The 6,197-nt window shown below is 74.1% G+C and carries 5 protein-coding genes; 4 read left to right on the top strand and 1 reads right to left on the bottom strand.

Going from position 1 to position 6,197, the window contains the following annotated elements; translation table 11 throughout:
• The 4 genes from EF918_RS31240 to sucD form a co-directional block, all read left to right on the top strand.
• Positions 1 to 484: DUF5682 family protein (locus EF918_RS31240; protein ID WP_221889776.1), on the top strand; the 484-nt coding region annotated here is incomplete at its 5' end.
• A gap of 775 nt (positions 485 to 1,259) precedes the next feature.
• Positions 1,260 to 2,399, top strand: coding sequence for a VWA domain-containing protein (locus EF918_RS31235; RefSeq protein WP_125652292.1), 1,140 nt, complete (start codon positions 1,260 to 1,262; stop codon positions 2,397 to 2,399).
• Positions 2,400 to 2,657: 258 nt separating this feature from the next.
• The gene (gene sucC, locus EF918_RS31230; RefSeq protein ID WP_125652290.1) at positions 2,658 to 3,839 is read left to right on the top strand and encodes an ADP-forming succinate--CoA ligase subunit beta; all 1,182 of its coding nucleotides are present in this window, start codon (positions 2,658 to 2,660) and stop codon (positions 3,837 to 3,839) included.
• Between the two features lie 23 nt (positions 3,840 to 3,862).
• Positions 3,863 to 4,756 carry a succinate--CoA ligase subunit alpha gene (gene sucD / locus EF918_RS31225; RefSeq protein ID WP_125652289.1) on the top strand — a complete coding sequence of 298 codons (894 nt, stop codon included), beginning with the start codon at positions 3,863 to 3,865 and terminating at the stop codon, positions 4,754 to 4,756.
• Between the two features lie 147 nt (positions 4,757 to 4,903).
• Here the strand turns inward: sucD and EF918_RS31220 are convergent.
• Positions 4,904 to 6,197: sigma-70 family RNA polymerase sigma factor (locus EF918_RS31220; RefSeq protein ID WP_260610831.1), on the bottom strand; the 1,294-nt coding region annotated here is incomplete at its 5' end.

Raw genomic sequence — 6,197 nt, 5'->3', positions numbered from 1 at the left:
GGAGACGGTGCCCGGGGGGATACGGGGGCGGGCCGCGCGGCTGCTGCTGGACGACGGCCGGCTGGAGCCCGAGGAGACCGCCCGCCTGATGGGGCTGGCGCTGTCTCCCGCGGCGCCGCCCGCCGACGCGGCGGGCTGGATCGAGGGCTTCGTCGGCGGGGCCGCCGGCGGCGGCACGCTGCTCGTGCACGACGAGCGGCTGCGCGGCCTGATCGACGCGTGGCTGACCGGGGTGCCGGCCGGGGCGTTCACGGACGTCCTGCCGCTGCTGCGGCGCACGTTCGCGGCGTACGAGCCGGGGGTCCGGCGGACCCTGGGCGAACTGGTCCGCCGTGGCCCCGGCAGCTCCGGCGCGGCGGACCGTCTCGGCGCCGCCACCGAGGGCTTCGGCCCGGAGCTGGACCAGGCCCGCGCCGCCGCGGTGGAACCCCTGGTCCACCTCCTCCTGACCGCCGCCGACACCCCGACCCCGGCCCCTGCCTGACCGCGACCAAGGCCGGAGCCGACCGGGCCCGACCGGCCCCGCCCTGCCCGGACCAGGGCCGGAACAGGCCCGGGACCCGGACCGGCGCCGGTCCCACCGGGCCTCCCGCCCCGGCCTGGCGGGGCCCCCGCCCTCGGCCGGACCACGACCGAGGCCGGAGCAGGCCCGGCCCGACTGGGCCCCGGCCGGGACCAGGGCCGGAGCCCGACCGGGACCAGGGCCGGAGCTCGGCCGGGGCCAGGGCCGGGGCTCGGCCGGGGCCAGGGCCGGAGCCCGGCCGGCCGCCGGGCCCCGACCCGGACCGGGCCTGGCCAGGGCCGGAGCCCGATCCGGACCAAGGCCGGGGCCCGGCCGGGGCCAGGGCCGGGGCTCGGCCGGCCCCCGGCCCCCGGCCGGGCCCGGACCGGCCCGACCCGGACCGGCCCGGACCGGCCCGGCCAAGGCCCGGCCCGGGCCGGGCCTGGGGCCCGGCCCGGTGCTGGGTGGCGTAGTGCGGCCGCGGTGCGCTGGTGCGGCCGGGCACCGCCACCGCGCCGAGCACGGACAGCGTGCTCAGCAGCACGTACGACACCGACAGCACGGACGGCGCAGCAAGCACCAACAGCACCGCACCGAATCGAACCGCACCGAATCGAATCGAACCGAACCGACAGAGGGGGAACACGACATGACGCACGGCCAGAGCGGCGTAGCAGTGGGCAGGCAAGGTGGCGATGGCGGGCAGGGTGGCGATACCGGGTGGGGGGTCGCCCCAGGCGTGGACGCGGGGGAGCGGATGCGGCGGTGGCGGTTGGTGCTCGGCGGGGGAGAGGCCGACGGGACCGGGTGGGCGCTCGCCGGGCGGGACGCGGCGATGGACGCCGCGCTCGGGGCCCTCTACGGAGGCGCCGGCGCCGCGGACGGCGGACGCCGCCCGGCCGGGGCCGAGCGGTCCGCCGGGCTCGGCGGCTCCGCGCCCAAGGTGGCGCGCTGGCTCGGGGACATCCGCACGTACTTCCCCAGCTCGGTGGTGCAGGTCATGCAGCGCGACGCCATCGAGCGGCTCGGCCTGTCCTCGCTGCTGCTGGAGCCCGAGATGCTGGAGGCCGTCGAGCCCGACGTGCACCTGGTCGGCACGCTGCTCTCGCTCAACAAGGCCCTGCCCGACACCACCCGGGAGACGGCCCGCGCGGTGGTCCGCACGGTGGTCGAGCAGCTCGAGAAGAAGCTCGCCACCCGCACCCGCGCCACCCTCACCGGAGCCCTGGACCGCTCCGCCCGGATCTCCCGGCCGCGTCACCGCGACATCGACTGGGACCGTACGATCCGCGCCAATCTCAAGAACTACCTGCCCGAATACCGCACGGTCGTCCCCGAGCGGCTGATCGGCTACGGCCGGGCCGCGCAGTCGGTGAAGAAGGAGGTGATCCTCTGCATCGACCAGTCGGGTTCGATGGCCGCCTCGGTCGTCTACGCCTCCGTCTTCGGCGCGGTCCTCGCCTCCATGCGGTCGATCGCCACCCGCCTGGTCGTCTTCGACACCGCCGTCGTGGACCTCACCGACCAGCTGGACGACCCGGTCGACGTGCTGTTCGGCACCCAGCTCGGCGGCGGCACCGACATCAACCGCGCCCTCGCCTACTGCCAGTCCAGGATCACCCGTCCCGCCGACACGGTCGTCGTCCTGATCAGCGATCTCTACGAGGGCGGTATACGCAACGAGATGCTCAAGCGGGTGGCGGCGATGCAGGCGGCCGGCGTCCAGTTCGTCACCCTGCTCGCGCTGTCCGACGAGGGCGCCCCCGCCTACGACCACGAGCACGCCGCGGCCCTGGCGGCTCTGGGCGCACCGGCCTTCGCCTGCACCCCGGACCTCTTCCCCGACGTGATGGCCGCGGCCATCGAGAAGCGGCCCCTGCCGGTGCCCGTGGCGTGAACCGGGACGAAGGGAATGGTGAGATCGCATGAATTTCCAGCTCACACGTGAGGCGATCTGTGACAGGTATCACCGCTCAGGTGTGATCTGTGATTTAGGGTCCTACGTCCCTCGGGGATAACCTGCCGGACGGACATGCCGCGTCCACGGTCACCGTGTGCGCTCCCCTTGTGACAGCGCCGTCACGTTGCCCTCGCGGCACGCCCACGCAGACAACCGCGATCACTGCGAATCTTTGAAGACAAGGGACGGACGCGCGTGGACCTGTTCGAGTACCAGGCGAGGGACCTCTTCGCCAAGCACGGTGTACCGGTGCTGGCCGGTGAAGTCATCGACACGCCTGAGGCGGCCCGCGAGGCGACCGAGCGGCTGGGCGGCAAGTCGGTCGTCAAGGCCCAGGTGAAGGTCGGCGGCCGCGGCAAGGCCGGTGGCGTCAAGCTGGCCGCCACCCCGGACGAGGCCGTCGCCCGCGCGACGGACATCCTGGGCATGGACATCAAGGGCCACACGGTCCACAAGGTGATGATCGCGGAGACCGCTCCGGAGATCGTCGAGGAGTACTACGTCTCCTACCTCCTGGACCGCACCAACCGCACCTTCCTGGCGATGGCCTCGGTCGCGGGCGGCATGGACATCGAGCAGGTCGCCGAGGAGACCCCGGAGAAGCTCGCCAAGGTCCCGGTGAACGCCAACGAGGGCGTGACCATCGAGAAGGCCCGCGAGATCGTCGCCCTGGCGCAGTTCCCGGCCGAGGTCGCCGAGAAGGTCGCCGAGGTCCTCGTGACCCTGTGGCAGACCTTCATCGCCGAGGACGCGCTCCTCGTCGAGGTCAACCCGCTCGCCAAGGTCGCCTCGGGCGAGGTCATCGCCCTCGACGGCAAGGTCTCCCTGGACGAGAACGCCGAGTTCCGTCAGCCGGGCCACGAGGAGTTCGTGGACCACGCCGCCGCGAACCCGCTGGAGGCCGCGGCCAAGGAGAAGAACCTCAACTACGTCAAGCTCGACGGTGAGGTCGGCATCATCGGCAACGGCGCGGGTCTCGTCATGAGCACCCTGGACGTCGTCGCCTACGCCGGTGAGAACCACGGTGGCGTCAAGCCCGCCAACTTCCTCGACATCGGTGGTGGCGCCTCCGCCGCCGTCATGGCCAACGGCCTCGAGATCATCCTCGGCGACCCGGACGTCAAGTCCGTCTTCGTCAACGTCTTCGGTGGCATCACCGCGTGCGACGAGGTCGCCAACGGCATCGTCCAGGCGCTGCAGCTCCTCGAGGACCGCGGCGAGGCGGTCACCAAGCCGCTGGTCGTCCGCCTCGACGGCAACAACGCCGAGCTGGGTCGCAAGATCCTGTCGGACGCCAACCACCCGCTGGTCCAGCGCGTGGACACCATGGACGGCGCGGCCGACAAGGCCGCCGAGCTCGCTGCGGCTGCGAAGTAAAGGGACGAGGTCACAGACTCACCATGGCTATCTTCCTCAACAAGGACAGCAAGGTCATCGTCCAGGGCATGACCGGTGCCACGGGCATGAAGCACACCAAGCTCATGCTGGCCGACGGCACGAACATCGTCGGTGGCGTGAACCCGCGCAAGGCCGGCACCACCGTCGACTTCGACGGCACCGAGGTCCCGGTCTTCGGCTCGGTCGCCGAGGCGATGGAGAAGACGGGCGCCAACGTCTCCGTCCTCTTCGTCCCGCCGGCCTTCGCCAAGGCCGCCGTCGTCGAGGCCATCGACGCCGAGATCCCGCTGGCCGTCGTCATCACCGAGGGCATCGCGGTGCACGACTCCGCCGCCTTCTGGGCGTACGCGACCGCCAAGGGCAACAAGACCCGCATCATCGGCCCGAACTGCCCGGGTCTGATCACCCCCGGCCAGTCCAACGCCGGCATCATCCCGGGCGACATCACCAAGCCCGGCAAGATCGGTCTCGTGTCCAAGTCCGGCACGCTGACCTACCAGATGATGTACGAGCTGCGTGACATCGGCTTCACCTCCGCCGTCGGCATCGGTGGCGACCCGGTCATCGGCACCACGCACATCGACGCGCTGGAGGCCTTCGAGGCCGACCCGGAGACCGAGCTGATCGTCATGATCGGCGAGATCGGCGGCGACGCCGAGGAGCGCGCGGCGGACTTCATCGCGAAGAACGTCACCAAGCCGGTCGTCGGCTACGTCGCGGGCTTCACCGCCCCCGAGGGCAAGACCATGGGCCACGCCGGCGCCATCGTCTCCGGCTCCTCCGGCACCGCCCAGGCGAAGAAGGAGGCCCTGGAGGCCGCCGGTGTCAAGGTCGGCAAGACCCCGACCGAGACCGCCAAGCTGGCCCGCGAGATCCTCGAGTCGCAGGGCGCCTGAGGCCGATCGCGGCCGCCCGGGCGCACAGCCAGGCGGCCCGCGGCCCCAGGGCCGCGTGAGCCTTGAGCACGACGGGCGTGGCCCGCACCCCCTTCCGGGGTGCGGGCCACGCCCGTTGTCGTGTCCGCGCGACTCCGGCGGCGGCCCTCATTCGGTCCGTGGCACCAGCCGGGCCGCGCCCGGGTGCGGATCCTCCCGCAGCTTCTGCTGGAGCTCCTTGCCCTCCTCCGACAGCGGCTGCGGACCGGCGTGCGGCGGTACGCCGGTCACGCTGGTGCCGGGCGAGACCAGCGGCACGTACCGGGTGGGCGCGGTGGCGACGGTGTAGGCCGTGGCGACCGCGATGGCCGCCGTCAGCCCGACCGCGGCCCGCGCCCACAGACCGGCCCGCTGCTCGCCGCTGCGCCGTACGGAGGAGGCGGGGCGCGGGAGGAGGCGTACGGCGGGCACCAGGGCGCCGAGCCGGCCGTGCAGCACCTGCGACCGCAAGGCCGGCGGTACGGCGGCCAGGCCGGGCACCCGCGCGGCCAGGGCGGCGTGCGCGCGCACCAGCCGGGCACCGGTGGCCGGGGTGCTGGCCTCCAGTTCGGCGGCGGTGTCGGGCAGGTCGAGCCCGACCCCGTCGTAGAGCAGCACGGCCCGGCGGTGCCGGCGGGGCAGCGCCAGCAGGGCGTCCATCAGGATCCGGTCGTCCGGATCGGCCGGGCTCCGGTCGGGGTGCCGGCGGGCGCGCCGGAACAGGTGCCAGGGGCTCAGCGCCCGCTCGTACGCCTCCGCGCGGATCCAGCCGACCGGGTCGGGGTCGGTGGCGACCTCGGGCCAGCGGTCCCAGGCCGCCCGGAAGGCCCGTTCCACCGCGTCCTGGGCGAGCCGGCGGCGGCCGGTGAGCAGGTAGGTCTGGCGCACCAGGGCGGGCGCGGCCCAGGCGTGCAGGGCGTCGTAGGCGCGTTCGGGCGTGACCACGTCGGCGTAGTCGACGGTGTCGAAGGTGAGGCGGCCGGTCGGGTTGAGCCCGCCCTCGTGGAGCGGGCGGGGCTCGGGCAGCACGGGGGCGGGTTCCGGTGCCCCCGGCCCGGGCCGGGCGGGCTCCTCGGCCGGTCGGCCGTCCGCCGGTACGGGCGCCACGGCGGCGCCCGCGGGACCGGCCAGGGCCAGGGCCGCGGCGGCGAAGCCGGACAGGGCGGAGGGTGCCGCTGCCGCGACCTCTGACGCGGGGTCAAGACCGGTGCCGGTGGCCGGGACGGGTTCGCGGGGGACCGGTCCACCGGCCCCGGCGGCTCCCCGCGCGGGCAGGGGCGCCCGCTCCTCGGCCGCTGCCGCGCGCTCCGGTACGACGTCCACCTGCGCGACGTCCACCTGCGCGGCGTGGTCCGGCGACGGGTGCTCCGGCGACGCGTGCTCCGGCACGGTGGGCTCCGGCGCGGCGTGCTCCGGGTGCGGC

This window comes from Streptomyces sp. WAC06614, assembly GCF_003949795.1.
Lineage (GTDB): Bacteria > Actinomycetota > Actinomycetes > Streptomycetales > Streptomycetaceae > Streptomyces.
The sequence above is the reverse complement of the archived record's forward strand: the minus strand, read 5'-3'. Positions and strand labels throughout refer to the sequence as shown.

Excerpts from the sequence above, each read along its gene's own strand:
- EF918_RS31235 (WP_125652292.1), top strand. The coding sequence starts at position 1,260 with ATGCGGCGGTGGCGGTTGGTGCTCGGCGGGGGAGAGGCCGACGGGACC.
- sucD (WP_125652289.1), top strand. The coding sequence starts at position 3,863 with ATGGCTATCTTCCTCAACAAGGACAGCAAGGTCATCGTCCAGGGCATG.